The following is a 14,167-nucleotide window of genomic DNA, read 5'->3' as shown; positions in this document are numbered from 1 at the left end:
CGGCCTCCCTGTCCGGGGTGGTGCGGCCGCGGTCAGGGAGGTGGCGCGGTGGTGCGCTGGAGGTCGCGCGGCCCTGGCCAGGGGGTGGTGCGGTGGGTGTTCGGGGGTGGCGGGGCCCCGGTCAAGGGGGTGGTGCGGTGGCGTCCTGGAGGGCCCGGGCCAGGACGCGGGCGCGTTCGCGTTCGCCGGGCGGGGCGGGGGTGAGGACCACCCGGGGCGGGCGGCGTCCGCCGGCGGCGGCCAGACGGCGGGCGAGGTCGCAGGCCACCGTGCCGGCCCCGGAGAACCCGGCCAGCAGCAGGGGCCGGCCGGCGGTGCGGGCGGCCAGGGCGGCGGCGCTGTCGGCGGGAACGGTGGGGGTGGTGAGGAGCAGCAGTTCCTGGGGGCCGGGGTAGGCGGGGGGCAGCAGGTCGTAGCAGGTGGGCGGTGCGCCGGGGGGCGGGACGAGGCAGATGGTGCCCGCCTGCCGGTGGCGGGCGGCGCGCAGGAGGGTCAGTGGGGTGCCCGGGCCGGGCGGGCCGGGCAGGGCGATGGCCGGACCGGCGGCCGGGGGGTCGGCTGGCCCGGTGAAACCAGGAACGGCGGCTGGGCCGGTGGTGGTGGCCGAGCCAGCCGGGGGGTCGGCAGGACCGATGGAGCCGGGAGTGCCGGCCGAGTCTGTAGCGGCGGCCGGACCGGGCAGGTCCGTGGCCGAACCAACCGGGGTGTCGGCAGGACCGGTGAAGCCGGGGGCGGGGGCTGAGTCGGTGGTGGTGGCCGGGCCGGGCAGACCGGTGGCCGAGGGGTCGGCGGGTCCGGTGGAGCCGGGAGCGCCGGCCGGGTCGGTGGGACCGCTGGTCGGGTCGGTGAGGGTGGCCGGGTCGGCCGGGCCGGTGGTCGAAGGGTCGGCCATGGGGGGTACGGCGCGGCCCTCGAGGAGTTTCAGGACCTGGGCGACGGTGGTGAACTCGTCTGCTCCCAGGGGGAGTTCGCGCAGCAGCAGGGCGCTTTGCACCAGCAGTTCGGCGGCGGCCGCCTCGTCGAGGAGGGCCCGGTCGTGGACGCCGGTGAGGACGAGGCCGCCGGTGCTGTCGTGGTGGGCGAGCAGGGCCAGGGGCAGCACGGAGCGGGCGGGCACGGTGCCGGGGAACTCGGCCCGGATGCCGTGGGCGGCCAGTTCGTTCTCCAGGCCCTGCACCGGGTGCGGCGGGTCCTCGAAGACCAGGACGGTCTCGGCGCGGTCCGCGTCCGGCCCGGCCTGCGCATGGGCATGGGTGGGGGTGGGGGGCGGGTCGGCGGGGAGCCATTCGTAGGCGGCCATGTCCAGGGCGCGGTCGCGCAGGTGGCGCAGCAGCCGGGACACCGTGTCGGCCGGGTCGACCTCGAGGGACATCGGCAGCAGGTTGCGCAGCGGGCCCGGCAGCCAGGCCGCGCCGTCCAGCGCGATGCCCCGGCCCGGGACGGTCACCGCGAAGCACACCGGGGCCGGTCCGGTGGCGCCGGACGCACGGTGGATCAGCATCGCCCAGACGGCCTGCAGCACACTGCTCTCCGCGGTGCCCCGGGCGGCGGCCCAGCGGGCGAGGCGGACGGTCTCGGCGGCGTCCAGGCGCAGCCGGGCCCGGCCGACCCCGCTCAGGCCGGTGGGACCGCCCGGGCGGCCCGGCCGGGAGGCCGCGGGGGCGGCGCCGGGCGGTGTCCAGCGCGCCCACAGGGCCCGGGCGGGCCGCGGGTCCTGGGCGGCGGTCCAGGCGGTGTAGTCGCGCAGGTCGGGCCGGCGTTCGCCGCCGGGCAGGGTGCCTCCGGCGAGGTAGGCCCGGTAGAAGGTGCGCAGCAGGAGGTGCGCGGACCAGGTGTCGAGCAGGGCCCGGTGGTAGGTGAGCACGATCCGGACGGGCGCGCCGGGGGCGGCGGGCGGGGCCTGTTCCGTCTCCAGCACGGTCAGGCGCAGCGGGCCGGGGCAGCGCAGGTCGAAGCCGCGCAGCCGGTCGCGTTCCAGGAAGGGGGCCCAGTCCCCGCCGGCGGGGATCTTGTGGGTGATGTCCGGGACGACCCGGCCGTGCACGATCAGCCGCGGCGGGTTCGCCCCGGTGAACGCCGTGCGCAGGACCGCCTCGCAGTCGAAGACCGACTGCCAGGCGGCCCCGAACCGTTCGGCGTCCAGCGGCCCGTGCCAGACCCACACGAGCTGCTCGACATGCCGGCCGGTACCGGGCTGCGCGTCGCCCCCGGTGTAGAGGGCCGCCTGCTGCGCGGTGGGCGCGAACGCGGACGGGATCGGGGCGGTGGCGGTGGCGGCCAGTTCTTCCAGTACGTCTTGCAGCAGGGGGGCGAGGGCTGTCGCCGAGGGGGTGGGGGGTGTCGCGGGAGCGGGGAGGGCGGGAGTCGCAGGGGGGCCGGGGAGGGCGGTGGTCGCCGAGGTCCCGGTGACGCCGGAGGCCTCGGAGGGGGTGGTGAGGTCGTCGGTGTCCGCGGAGTCGGGCAGGCCGGCGACCGCCGAGGGGGCGGTACGGCCGGTGGACGCCGGGGCGTCGGACGCCGGGATCCCGACGCCGTCGGCGGACGCCGAAGGAGTGGTGAAGTCCTCGGCCCCGGGGGCGTCGAGGAGGCCGTCGGACGCCGAGGGGTCGGTGAGGCCGGCGGACGCCGGGCTGCCGGTGAGGTCGGCGGACGCCGAGAGGTCGGCCCCGCCGTCGGCCGGCGAAGAGGTGGTGAGGCCGTCGGCGCCCGGGAAGTCGGGTAGACCGTCGGTCACCGAGAGCGTGGCGGGACCGGTGGCCGGCGGGGCGTCGGTGTGCCCATCGGGCAACCAGTCGAGGGTGAGGCGCAGTCGGCCGCCGGTGATCTGCGCGTGTGCCTGGAGGCGGTGGGCGCGGTGTCCCGGCAGGCCGGGGACGGGGTGGGCCGGGGCGGGCAGTGCTTCGTCCGGGCCGTACGGCGCCTCGTCCGGGGCGTGCAGGACCAGGCAGGTGGGGGCGGGAGGCAGTTCGCGCAGGGTGGCGCGCAGCAGCGGATCGGGACTGAACTCACGGCAGGCCCCGAAGCCGGCGCCGCCTACGGCCTTCCCGGCGCCGGCGGCCAGGAAGCCTGCCGCGGCGGCCAGTTGGCCCAGGGCGTCGGGGCCGGGATCCAGGGTGAGCTGGACCGGGTGGACATCGGTGAGCCGGCCGACGTGGCGGCACAGGCCCGGGTGACCGCTCCGGGGATCGCCGTAGACGTCGAACCCGACCTCGTCGGTGTGCTGCCACCGGGCCAGCGCCAGCGCGAACACACCGGTCAGCACCTGCTCCGCGGTGAGCGCGAGACGCCGGGCCAGGTGCTGGGTGATCCGCTCGGTCCGCTCCTCGTCCAGCGTGAAGCCGGTGCGGTGCGCCGGGTTCGGGGCAGGGGGCGCGGGTGTTTCCGGGGTGGTGCCTGATCCGGTTTCCGGGGTGGGCAGTGGGGCGGGCTCCGGTCCAGTTCCCGGGGTGGTCAGTGGAGCGGCGGTGCCTGGCCCGGCTTCCGGGGCGGCGTCCCGTCCGGTGTCCGAGGCGGTTTCCGGCCCGGTGCCCTGTCCGGTGTCCGGGGTGGTGGTGCCCAGGGGCGGCGGCGGGGCGGTGTCCGGCCCGGCTTCCGGAGCGGGCAGTGAGGCGGCGGTGCCTGGCCCGGTTCCCGGGGCAGCACCCGGCGCGGTGTCTGACGCGGACGCGGTACCCGGCCCATTGCCCGAGACGGCACCCTGCCCTGTTTCCGGCCCGGTACCCGACCCGGTGTCTGCCGCGGTACCCGACCCGGTCTCCAGGGCAGACGGCGGGGCGGCGATGTCCGGGGCGGTGTCCGGTCCGCTGCCCGGGGTGGTGGTGCCTGAGGTCGGCAGCGGGGCGGTGCCGGGTGACGCTACGGCGTCGGCCGTCCCGCCCGGCCGGGGCGGCAGCCCGGCGGCGGAGCGGGAGGCGGCCGCGCGGGACCTGCGCTCGGCGACCAGGCTCCAGTGACGGGCCTCGGCGGGGTCGCGGGCCAACTCGCGCAGGCCCGCGACCCAGTCGGCCACGCCGTCGCCCGCGCACTGCGCCCGTGCCTCGGTACGGACCGAGGCACGGGAGAGGACCGAGGCCGGTCCCGGCGCCGTGACCGAGGGGAAGGCCCCAGCCGGGCCGGCCGCCGGTGCAGCCGGGGAGGAGGTCACGCCCGAGTCGGCGGCCGGGACCGAGGGGAAGACCCCGGCCTGACCGGGCACCGGTGCAGCCGAGGAGAAGGCCTCACCCGAACCGGCGGCCGGGGCCGAGGAGAGGCCCGCAGCCGGACCGGGCACCGTGTCCGGGGGGACCTCAGGGCCGGGGACCGGGGCCTGATCTGGCGCCGGTTCCGGGTCTGCCGCCGGGGCCGGGGAGGAGGCCGTGGCCGAGCCGAGGGATGCGGCCGGACCGGGCGCCGTAGCCGAGGAAGGAGCCGCAGCCTGGCCGGCGGCCGCAGCCGGGAAGGGGGCCTCGGCCGGACCCCGTGCCGTAGCCGGGCAAGGGACCGTGGCCGAGCCGATGGCCGCAGCCGTGCCGGCGGTCGTGGACGGGCCGGCGACCGCCGGATCCAGAGCCACCGCCGGGCCCAAGGACACCGCCGGACCCCGGACCGCCGCCGGCCCCAGGGCCCGGGTCAGGTCGGTGAGGAGGATTCGCCAGGAGGTGGGGTCCGCGGTGAGTTCGTGGGTGAGGAGGGCGAGGCGGTCGGTGTGGGGGCGGGAGGGGCGGTGGTCGCGGGCGAGGAGGGCGCGCAGGTGGATGCCGGCGGGTGCGTCGAGGGTGCGGGCCAGTGCGGTGACGGCCGTGGTGAAGCCGGCCTCGTCGGTGAACTGTCCCTCCGTCAGCAGGTCCTGGCCGCCCGGTCCGGCCGGGCCGGTCAGGCGGCCGGCCGCGGTGTCGAGGCGGAAGCACAGGTGCGGGTGGGCGGCCACGACGGTGTGCAGGGCCCGGCGTACCGTCTCCGCGTCCGTCCCGGCGGCGGTTTCGAGGAAGAGCGCCTCGTAGCCGTGGGCGGCCCTGCGGGTGAGCAGCGCGCGCTGGGCGGGGGTGAGCGGGTGGCCGTACGCCGCCGTGGTGAGCAGATCGGCGGTGCGGCCCGCCACGGCGGCGGCCGGGGTGTCCGCGGTCGCCGTGCACCGCAGTGTGTGGTGGTCGGGGGCGTGCCGCAGCAGCCGGTGGGTCCCGGTGCCCGGGTCCTGCCCGTCGGCGGCGGCCCGGCGCAGGAGGTGGTGCAGTGCGGCGGCGTCGAAGGGTCCGCGCAGTTCGAGGTCCCACGGCGCGGTGCGGGCGGGGAAGCCGGGGACGGGGCCGAGGACCACCACGGTCGGCGCGTGCGGGAAGGGGTTGGCAGTCATGGTGTTGTCCGGGGGTGTGCGGGCCGGTACGGGAGGCCGGTTCCCCTCTGTCTCCTCTCTGCGGGCGCCGGGCGGACCTGCGGGGCTCCTCCCGGCCGGCCCGCCCGCCGCACACGGACCCGGCGGGTTCTGCGGGTTCTGCGGGGTCCCGGCCGGGGTGACGCGGGCGGTGCGGGGCCGGGTGCACGGGGGCCGGTCCGGGCCGTGCTGCCTCTCTGCCATGACGGCCTCCTGGCCTGCCTGCGTCCACAACGGTCGAGATGAGCACGTTAATGGCCCTGTGCGCCCGGAGTCCGTTTCCCCGAGCGGATGTGCAGCGGGGTGCGAGCAGGTCCCGAGAACGACGGCAGTGCGGCCCGCCGGGGATGCGCGGAGTGCGCGGCCGGCGGCCGACGATGGGCGGCGGGGCGGCGTCGTGTCCCGCGCGGATGCCCCCGTCGCCGCCGGACGGTGCCGGCCGTCCCGGCGCAGGCGCCGCGGCCCTCCGCGGCCGCACACCGGACGGGCGGACGGGCGGAGGACGGGGCGGGTGTCACGGTACCGGTGCCCGGCGGCGGGCCGGGGGCCGGCTCGAGGCGTTCTCTAGCAGACGGGGCGGGAGGGGGGCACCAGCATGCGCACGGCGCTGTCCGCGTGCTGCCTGGCCAGGGTGAGCAGGTGCCGGCAGTCGCGGCCGAGGGCCGCCCGCACCTGCCGGCGGGCGTCGGCCAGGCTCGCGCCGTCGCCCAGGACCGCGGTGATGTCCTCCTCGCACAGCACGACGGTCTGCCGCGAGGTGAGGGTCGCCCCCCGTTCGTCCTCGGTGAGGGACCACTCGCCGGTGTGGGCCGCCAGCAGCGGGGACGGCGTGGTCTGCTTGTGGACGATGCGGCCCGCGTGCGGGAAGCAGATCCGTACCGATTCGCTGGTGTGCACGCCGTCGCCGGCCGGGGTGCGCAGGGTCAGGTGCTGGATGCCGGGCGCCTCCTCGCGCAGGCGGGCCGCGCTGATGTGGGCGACGTGCTCGGGCCAGTCCCCGGCCCGGTAGAGGAAGTCGTAGGCGAGCTCCGCCGGGCCCTGTACGCGGATCGAGTCCTCGCAGGACAGCACCAGGTCGTCGAGGCGGCTCCACCGTTCGGCGAACCGTTTCAACTGGGTGAGCTGGGTGCGGATGTTCAGGTCGGCGACCCGTCCCGGCCACAGGGCGCCGGCGGGCAGGCCCGGGCGGGCGGCGAAGCCGTAGCGCAGTTCCAGTTCGCTGGCGTGCGGGCCCCGGTCGCGGATGCTGACCACGCCGCGCATCGGCTCCAGCGGGGAGCCGGGGCCTCCCTCCGGGTGGATCTCGATACGGCGCTCCACCGGGTCCAGATCGCGCCACGAGGTCCACGACTCCAGCCGGCCGCCCACCAGGAACCACATCCGCAGGCGTTCCCGCCCGCCGTCGCCGTCCAGGCGCTCCACATGGACGCTCGGGGCGAAGTAGAGCGGCAGTCGCGCCGCATCGGCCAACACGGCGTAGACCACACCGGCGGGCGCGGCCACCTGTATGCGGTGGACCGCTCCGCCGTCCCGCTCACCAGCCATCCCGGACACCTCTCTTCTCTTCTTCGCTTCTTCTCTTCCGGCAGCCGCCCCCGGGGCCGGGGCCGGCCGGCGGGGTCAGCCGACGGGGGCGGGCTCGGGGGTGAGGCGGCGTACGACACGGCAGGCCCGGCCCAGCAGCCGGGGCAGTTCACGGCCGCCGCGGACGAAGAAGTGCCGGCCGGGGACGGTGCGCGAGCGGACGGGGCCGCGGGTCCAGCGCTGCCAGCCCTCCCCCGCCCGGGGCGCGGCCAGCGGGTTGTCCCGGGAGGCGACGACGAGGACCGGGGTGGTGAGCGGGCCCTGCGGACAAGGCCTGCGGACCGCCTCGTGCAGGGACTGGGCCAGCGCCAGGTCGGCGCGCAGCACCGGCAGGACGGCCCGCAGCCAGATCCCCTCGTCGCTGCCGGCCGGCACCGCGCCGCGGCCGCCCAGGACGTGCAGCAGTTCGGCGTCCGTGGCCCGGCGGGCGTCGGGCAGGCCGGCCGGCAGCCGCGGCGGCGGCCAGGCGCCGACGGCCAGCAGCGCCGGGCCCGGCAGACCCGCCTCGTGCAGGGCGCGGGTGACGGTGAGCGCGAGCATCGCGCCGAACCCGTGCCCGTACAGGACGTAGGGGCCCGGGTGCGGGCCGGTGAAACGGGGCAGCACGTCGGCGAGCAGCGCCCGGTGCGTGCTCACCCTGGGCTCGGCGCGCCGCGGGGCGCAGCCCGGCAGGAGGACCGGGAGCGGCTGCACGCCGGGTCCCACGCTCGCCTCCCAGTGGTCGAAGACGGAGACGCCCTCGGCGGAGTGTGCGAAACAGTGCAGCCGCACTGGCGGTTCGTCCGGCATGGCATCCTCCTGTGTGCCCGTTCCCGGCACCACGCAGGCGGCACGGCGGCGGGGCGGAATCCGAGCACCGCCAGCATCGCCACACGCCCTCGAACCCCACTCGAGAACGGCCCGAGCCCGGCCCCCTCCCGGCCGGGGGCACGGGATGCGAGGTGCGGGGGTGCGGGGCGTTGCGGGTGCGGGCGGCCACAGGACCCCGGCCCGCCCCCGTCGTACGGGATTTCCTCAACGGCGGCCGGTCCGGGCCGGGCGCAACGGAGCGGAGCGGGGCGGGGCGGGGGCGGGGCGGTGGCGGCGTCTTTCACGGACCGGGCCCGGCCGGGCGCATCGCATCCGCCCGCCGTCTCCGCCGACTGTCCGCCGTCTGCGCCGTCTCCCCCGTTTTTACGTCGGCCGGCCCGAGGGCGCGGGAGCGGGGAACCGGCACCCGGCCCTGCCCCCGGGGGGCCCTGCCCCGGCCCCTGCCCCGGTCTCGGCACCGGTCTCGGCACCGGTCTCGGTGCCGGTCTCGGTGCCGGTCTCGGTGCCGGTCTCGGTGCCGGTCTCGGTGCCGGTCTCGGTGCCGGTCTCGGTGCCGGTCTCGGTGCCGGGGCGGGAAGTCCTAGGCGGCGTAGCGGTCGAAGGTGGAGCCGCGGCGCGGGCCGGCCATCACGTCGAGTTCCGGGTCGACGGCGAGCATGGCCTGGTGCAGGCGCTGGAGCTGCGGTGTGGGTTCCACGCCGAGTTCCTCTATCAGCCGTCTGCGTAACCGCCGGTAGACGTCGAGGGCGGAGGCCTGCCGGCCGGAGCGGTACAGGGCCAGCATCGCCTGCGCGTGCAGGCCCTCGTGCTGGGGGTGGCGGGCGACGAGGTCGGTGAGTTCGGCGATGAGTTCGGCGTGCCGGCCCAGCCGCAGGTCCGCGTCGATGCGCCGCTCGACGGTCACCAGCCGTGACTCCTCCAGCCGCAGCACCTCGATCTCCAGCACCGGGCCCAGGCGTACGTCCACCAGGGCCGCCCCCTGCCACAGGGCCAGGGCCTGGCGGAAGCAGCGGGCGGCGCGGTCGTCCTCGCCCTGCTCGAAGGCCTCCTGGCCCTCGGTGATGAGGCGTTCGTAGGTGTGCACGTCCACGGACTGGGGCGGCACCTGCAGGAGGTAGCCGCCGTGCCGGGTGGCCAGCACGTTCTTCGCGCCGCCCGGGGCGCCGGGTCCCATGGCCGTGCCCAGGCTGCGGCGCAGCTGCATGATGTAGGTCTGCAGCGTGGTCACCGCGCTCTGCGGCAGTTCCGTCCCCCAGATCTCCTCCATCAGCGTCGACACCGGCACGACGCGGCCCGGGTACAGCGCGAGCAGGGCGAGCACCTGCCGGGGTTTTCCGGCGGTCGGGACGATCGAGTCCCCGTTCACGGCGGCACACAGCGGACCCAGAACCTGAATCTCCATGGTTTCCTCCGTTCGTCGTGGGGCACTCCCGATGGCGGAAATGCGTCGGTGAATCTGCACGCTAGCCGCCCCCGCACCGGAGGCGCGGGTTCCTTCAGCGGCCTTCGAGCGGTCCTCAACGCCCCTTTGGCGGGCAGCACCGAAGGGCCGGTCCGCCGGAGGGAAACCCGGGAAAACCCGCCGGAACAAATGCACCGGCATCCCTGAAATCCCCTCCGTAAAACGCCGGTTGACGGCACCCGCTCCCCCGCGCCCGCCCGCTCGCCCCCTCTTCCTTCTTCCGTCGTTTCCCGGCCTGCCGGCGCACGGTGCGGCGACGTCCGGGGATCCAGGGATCCGGGGCCGGCCAAGAAGCACGGGACGCGGACGACATCCCGTCCACCGGACGCCGGCCGGCCACCCGCAACTCCCCCGCACCGCCCGCCCCCTTCCTCCGCTCCCCCCGGCCCGCCGACGTGCGCGGGGCGGTGAAGTCCGGGAATTCCGGGGCGGGTCGGGGAGCGCAGGGCCGGCGGCCGGAGGCGTCGGCGGGCGGCTGTTGTGCCGTCTCCGCCAGCCTGCCCGGCGGGCCGGGGGCGGCTCTGCTGTCACCGCCCGGTGGACGGTGTCCGTGCCCGGGCCGCTGCGGCGCCGGGCGGGCCGGTGCCGGAGGACACCAGCGTGCCCAGCTCCCGCCGGTGGGCGAGACGCGGCAGCAGCACCTCCCACAGCCGGGTGACGTTGTGCCGCCGCAGCCAGGAGGCGTCCGCCGCGCCGAGGACCTGCAGGCCCACGGTCGCGGCGACGACGACCCGGGCGGCGTCCGCCCCGGACACCCCCGGCGCGAGCGCGCCGCCGTGCCCGAGGCGGCGCAGGCTGTCCTCGACCCAGTGCTGCCACTGCGCACGCGGGCCCGGACCGGCGTGCGGGGACGGGGCGGGACGTGCGGCGCTGTCGCCGGCGAGCTGGAAACCGGCGCGGACCACGACATCCCGCGCCAGGGCGTCCATCAGGCCGTGGGTGGCGTCCACCACCGCCTGCAGGGACTCGCCCTGCCGCCGGCCGGCCGCCCCGGTGATCTCGGACACCGCCACGGCGGCCTGCGCCTCGACCGCCTCGGCGAGCATGTTCTTGTTGGCGAAGTGGAAGTGCAGCGCCCCGTTGCTGACCCCGGCCCGCGCGCTGATGGCGGCCAGCGACGCGGGGGCGAAACCGGCCTCGGCGAACACCTCGGACGCGGCCTCGATCAGCGAACGCCGCGTGCGTGCGGCCCGCTCCTGCTTGACCATGTGCTGCCTCCTGGGCACCGGGACGTCGGCCTCCCCCGCCCCCTTCCGCGCACAGACCCGGCACGGAAGGCCGCCGTACACGCGAAGCCGCAGGCCGGCACGGGCACGGCGGGGCAGGAACCGCACCCGACAGACTAACAAACCGCATAAGCGGTTTCATATATGCGGGCACGAAGCAGGCACGAACATCGCTGGTCAACGGCTGGGGGGCCGCCACAGGCGGCCCCCGCTCGTCCCCGGACACTCCCCCCGCCACCCCTACACGGCGGACTCCGGCTCCACGGCACCCTCCGGGACATCCGGACCGCCCGGACCGGCCATGCCGGCCATGCCTGCCATGCCTGCCGGGCCTGCCGGGCCTGCCGGGGTTTTGACGGAGTCGAGGAGCAGCTGGGCGACGTCGAGGACCTGGATGGATTCCTTGGCGGTGCCGTCGTTCTTCTTGCCGTTGACGGAGTCGGTGAGCATGACGAGGCAGAAGGGGCAGGCCGTGGAGACGATGTCGGGGTTCAGGGAGAGGGCTTCGTCGACGCGTTCGTTGTTGATGCGTTTGCCGATGCGTTCTTCCATCCACATGCGGGCGCCGCCGGCGCCGCAGCAGAAGCCGCGTTCCCTGTGGCGGTGCATCTCCTCGTTGCGCAGGCCCGGGACGCTGGCGATGATCTCGCGCGGGGGTGTGTAGATCTTGTTGTGGCGGCCCAGGTAGCAGGGGTCGTGGTAGGTGATGATGCCCTCGACCGGCGTCACCGGGACCAGCCTGCCCGCATCCACGAGGTGCTGGAGGAGCTGGGTGTGGTGGATGACCTCGTAGTCGCCGCCGAGCTGCGGGTACTCGTTGCCGATGGTGTTGAGGCAGTGCGGGCAGGTCGCGACGATCTTCTTCGCCGACTTCGGCTTCGCCGACTCCGCGACGACCTTGCCGTCGTCGTCGAGTTCCTCGCCGAACGCCGTGTTCAGGGCCATGACGTTCTCCATGCCCAGTTCCTGGAACAGCGGCTCGTTGCCGAGCCTCCGTGCCGAGTCGCCGGTGCACTTCTCGTCACCGCCCATGATCGCGAACGTCACGCCCGCGATGTGGAGGAGTTCCGCGAAGGCCTTCGTGGTCTTCTTGGCGCGGTCCTCCAGGGCGCCGGCGCAGCCGACCCAGTACAGGTACTCGACCTCGGTGAGGTCCTCGATGTCGCGGCCGACGACCGGGATGTCGAAGGGGACCTCCTTGAGCCATTCCAGGCGCTGCTTCTTCGCCAGGCCCCAGGGGTTGCCCTTCTTCTCCAGGTTCTTCAGCATCGTGCCGGCCTCGGAGGGGAACGCGGACTCGATCATCACCTGGTAGCGGCGCATGTCGACGATGTGGTCGACGTGCTCGATGTCCACCGGGCACTGCTCGACGCAGGCGCCGCAGGTGGTGCAGGACCACAGGACGTCCGGGTCGATGACCCCGTTCTCCTCCGCCGTGCCGACCAGCGGGCGTTCGGCCTCCGCCAGGGCCGCGGCGGGGACTCCGGCGAGCTGTTCCGCGGTGGCTTTCTCCTCGCCCTCCATGGACTTGCCGCCGCCCGCGAGCAGGTAGGGGGCCTTGGCGTGCGCGTGGTCCCGCAAGGACATGATCAGCAGCTTGGGGGAGAGCGGCTTGCCGGTGTTCCAGGCCGGGCACTGCGACTGGCAGCGCCCGCACTCCGTGCAGGTGGAGAAGTCCAGGAGGCCCTTCCAGGAGAACTGCTCGACCTGCGAGACACCGAACACGTCGTCGTCACCCGGGTCGGTGAAGTCGATCGGCTCGCCGCCCGACGTCATCGGCAGCAGCGCACCCAGGGACGTCTCACCGGTCGCGTTGCGCTTGAACCAGATGTTCGGGAACGCCAGGAAACGGTGCCAGGCGATACCCATGTCGGTGTTCAGCGAGACGGTGATCATCCACACGTAGGAGGTGGTGATCTTCAGGCAGGCGAAGAGGTAGACGAGGTTGCGCAGGGTGGCGGGGTCCATCTCCCGGAACCGGGCGACCAGCGGGTAGGAGACGAAGAAGGAGGCCTCGTAGCCGTCGACGTGGTGCAGGGCGCCCTCCAGCGCGTGCAGCACCACGATGCACACGCTCACGATGACGATGACGGCCTCGACGAAGTACGCCTGGCCGGAGCTGGAGCCCGCGAAGCGGGACTTGCGGCCCGGCCGGCCCGGCCTGCCGAGCTGGCGGACCGCGATCAGGACCAGAATGCCCAGGGCGGTCATCGTGCCGAGGAACTCGACGAGGACGTTGTAGGGCGTCCACTCGCCGATCACCGGCAGCAGCCAGTCCGGCCGGAAGAGCTGGCCGGTGGCGTTGACGAGGGTGATGAGCAGGGCGTAGAAGCCGACCGCCACGAACCAGTGCGCCGCGCCGATGACGCCCCAGCGGTTCATCCGGGTGTGGGCGGCGAACTCCCTGGCCAGCGTGACGGTGCGCCGCCAGGGATCGGCGGTGCGCCGGCCCGCGGGCACGTCCTGGCCCAGCCGGACGAAGCGGAGGATCCGTAAGAGGGCACGGCCGAACAGGGCGAAGCCGGCCCCGGTCAGGGCCAGCGACACGATGATCGCGACGAGTTGCATGAAGGGGCTCCTCGAACCGGCGAAAAATCGGTTACCAGTCGGTAACTTAGGTGTTCCGTCCGAGGCTACCCACTCCCCGTGCCGCGCCGCAGCCGCAATCGCGCCACCGTGCCCGCCGGCAGCTCCCGCCGCCGGCGGGCCGCTTCACACGGGACGGACGCCGGCGCGGGCGCGGGCGGCGGGCAGCGCGAGGACGGCGGGCGCCCGCGACGGGGCGGGCGGCGGGGTCTCGGGGGCGGCCACCAGGATCGACTGCTGCAGCCGGCGCAGCCGGGGCGAGGGCTCAAGGCCCAGGTCCCGCACCAGGGTGGTGCGCAGCCGGTGGTAGACGTCGAGGGCCTCGCCGCGCCGGCCGGAGCGGTGCAGGGCCAGCATGAACTGGGCGTGCAGGTTCTCGTGGGTGGCGTAGCGGCTGGTCAGCACGGTGAGTTCGGCGAGGAGCTCGCGGTGGCGGCCCAGCCGCAGGTCGGCCTCGATGCGCTGGTCCAGCGCGCACAGCCGGCTCTCCTCCAGCCGCCTGGCCTCCGTCTCCAGCCGGGCCCCGGCGGGCACGCCGGCGAAGGCCGGGCCGGTCCACAGCAGGAGCGCCTCGCCCAGCAGGCGGGAGGCGTCCTTGTGCTCGCCGGCGTCCATCGCGCGGTAGCCCAGCCCCGCGAGGCGTTCGAACTCCCGCACGTCGCTGGTCCCGCCGCCGGAGACGAGCAGGTACCCGCCGGGCACGGTGGCCAGCACGTCCTTGGCACCGCGCCGCACGGACCCGGCAGGCGAAGCCGACGGACCGGACGGGACGGACGGGACGGGCAGGCCGGACGAGGGGGGCGGGGCGGCGGACGCCGGGCCGAAGCCGGGGCCCGCGCCGATGCCGGTGTCGGGGCCGGGGCTGCGCAGGGCGAGGGTGATGAGTTCGCGCAGTTGCAGGACGTAGGTCTGCAGAGTGGTGCGCACGCTGCGCGGCGGGCGGCCCGACCACAGTTCGTCGACCAGGGCCGCCACCGGCACCACCCGGTCGGCGTGCAGTGCCAGCAGGGCCAGGACCTGCCGCGGCTTCGGCGCGGTCGGAGCGATCGACACCCCGTTCTCCCTGACATCCAATGTGCCCAGTACGTCGATCTGCACGCCGTCGCCCCCTCGGTGGGTGTGTGCCGTCATCCGGTACCCCGAGTACAAAAC

Annotated in this window: 7 protein-coding genes; all 7 read right to left on the bottom strand. The window is 75.5% G+C overall.

What is annotated here, in order from left to right:
• Positions 1–121: 121 nt before the first annotated feature.
• The 7 genes from OG223_RS52820 to OG223_RS52790 all read right to left on the bottom strand — a co-directional run bounded on the left by OG223_RS52820 (position 122) and on the right by OG223_RS52790 (position 14,113).
• Positions 122–5,329, bottom strand: coding sequence for a condensation domain-containing protein (locus OG223_RS52820; RefSeq protein WP_329265046.1), 5,208 nt, complete (start codon positions 5,327–5,329; stop codon positions 122–124).
• 582 nt (positions 5,330–5,911) lie between these two features.
• Positions 5,912–6,892 (bottom strand): aromatase/cyclase, encoded by a 981-nt coding sequence (locus OG223_RS52815; RefSeq protein ID WP_329240978.1) that lies wholly within the window; start codon positions 6,890–6,892, stop codon positions 5,912–5,914.
• A 75-nt stretch (positions 6,893–6,967) separates the two neighbouring features.
• The gene (locus tag OG223_RS52810) at positions 6,968–7,720 is read right to left on the bottom strand and encodes a thioesterase II family protein (RefSeq protein WP_329240981.1); all 753 of its coding nucleotides are present in this window, start codon (positions 7,718–7,720) and stop codon (positions 6,968–6,970) included.
• Positions 7,721–8,321: 601 nt separating this feature from the next.
• Positions 8,322–9,143 carry an AfsR/SARP family transcriptional regulator gene (locus OG223_RS52805; protein ID WP_200691952.1) on the bottom strand — a complete coding sequence of 274 codons (822 nt, stop codon included), beginning with the start codon at positions 9,141–9,143 and terminating at the stop codon, positions 8,322–8,324.
• Positions 9,144–9,730: 587 nt separating this feature from the next.
• Entirely contained in the window at positions 9,731–10,411 is a 681-nt protein-coding gene (locus OG223_RS52800) for a ScbR family autoregulator-binding transcription factor (RefSeq protein WP_329240986.1), read from the bottom strand.
• Between the two features lie 258 nt (positions 10,412–10,669).
• Positions 10,670–12,997 carry a (Fe-S)-binding protein gene (locus OG223_RS52795; protein ID WP_329240988.1) on the bottom strand — a complete coding sequence of 776 codons (2,328 nt, stop codon included), beginning with the start codon at positions 12,995–12,997 and terminating at the stop codon, positions 10,670–10,672.
• Between the two features lie 144 nt (positions 12,998–13,141).
• On the bottom strand, positions 13,142–14,113 hold the full coding sequence (locus tag OG223_RS52790; RefSeq protein ID WP_329240991.1) for an AfsR/SARP family transcriptional regulator: 972 nt from the start codon (positions 14,111–14,113) through the stop codon (positions 13,142–13,144).
• Positions 14,114–14,167: the final 54 nt, after the last annotated feature.

This window comes from Streptomyces sp. NBC_01478, assembly GCF_036227225.1.
In the GTDB taxonomy this organism is placed as follows: domain Bacteria; phylum Actinomycetota; class Actinomycetes; order Streptomycetales; family Streptomycetaceae; genus Streptomyces.
Note: the sequence above shows the minus strand (reverse complement) of the source record. Positions and strands in the feature narration are given on the sequence as shown.

Coding starts and splice junctions, on each gene's coding strand:
- OG223_RS52795 (WP_329240988.1), bottom strand. CDS start 12,997: ATGCAACTCGTCGCGATCATCGTGTCGCTGGCCCTGACCGGGGCCGGC.
- OG223_RS52820 (WP_329265046.1), bottom strand. CDS start 5,329: ATGACTGCCAACCCCTTCCCGCACGCGCCGACCGTGGTGGTCCTCGGC.
- OG223_RS52810 (WP_329240981.1), bottom strand. CDS start 7,720: ATGCCGGACGAACCGCCAGTGCGGCTGCACTGTTTCGCACACTCCGCC.
- OG223_RS52815 (WP_329240978.1), bottom strand. CDS start 6,892: ATGGCTGGTGAGCGGGACGGCGGAGCGGTCCACCGCATACAGGTGGCC.
- OG223_RS52800 (WP_329240986.1), bottom strand. CDS start 10,411: ATGGTCAAGCAGGAGCGGGCCGCACGCACGCGGCGTTCGCTGATCGAG.
- OG223_RS52805 (WP_200691952.1), bottom strand. CDS start 9,143: ATGGAGATTCAGGTTCTGGGTCCGCTGTGTGCCGCCGTGAACGGGGAC.